The organism is Frateuria defendens (assembly GCF_001182895.1).
Taxonomy (GTDB): Bacteria; Pseudomonadota; Gammaproteobacteria; order Xanthomonadales; family Rhodanobacteraceae; genus Frateuria_B; species Frateuria_B defendens.
Genome location: NZ_LFQR01000220.1, coordinates 1 through 354, shown reverse-complemented (window position 1 = coordinate 354; position 354 = coordinate 1). Strand labels below are relative to the sequence as shown.

1 protein-coding gene is annotated in these 354 nt (G+C 72.6%); it reads left to right on the top strand.

Annotated elements, in window-relative coordinates:
• Positions 1–354, top strand: a 354-nt coding sequence (locus ACH65_RS18025; protein ID WP_049624024.1) for a 2-oxo acid dehydrogenase subunit E2, incomplete at both ends; no start/stop codon positions are given.

Here is a 354-nt window from a genome sequence, read left to right as displayed (position 1 = left end):
CGCTGGCCGGCAAGCCGGTGCGCACCGCGCCGCCGTCCAAGCCCGCCAGCGGCCAGCCCGAGCAGCTCAAGGGCGTGCGCCGCAACATGGCTCGCGTGATGGCCGACGCCCACGCCCAGGTGGTGCCCACCACCCTGGTGGACGACGCCGACCTGCACGCCTGGATCGGCAAGCAGGACATCACCGCGCGCCTGATCCGCGCCATCGTGGCTGCCTGCAAGGCGGTGCCCGCGCTCAACGCCTGGTTCGACGGCAAAGAGCTCACCCGCACGCTGCACCCGCACGTGGACATCGGCATCGCCGTGGATACCGAGGACGGCCTGTTCGTGCCCGCCCTGCGCAACGCCGACGTGC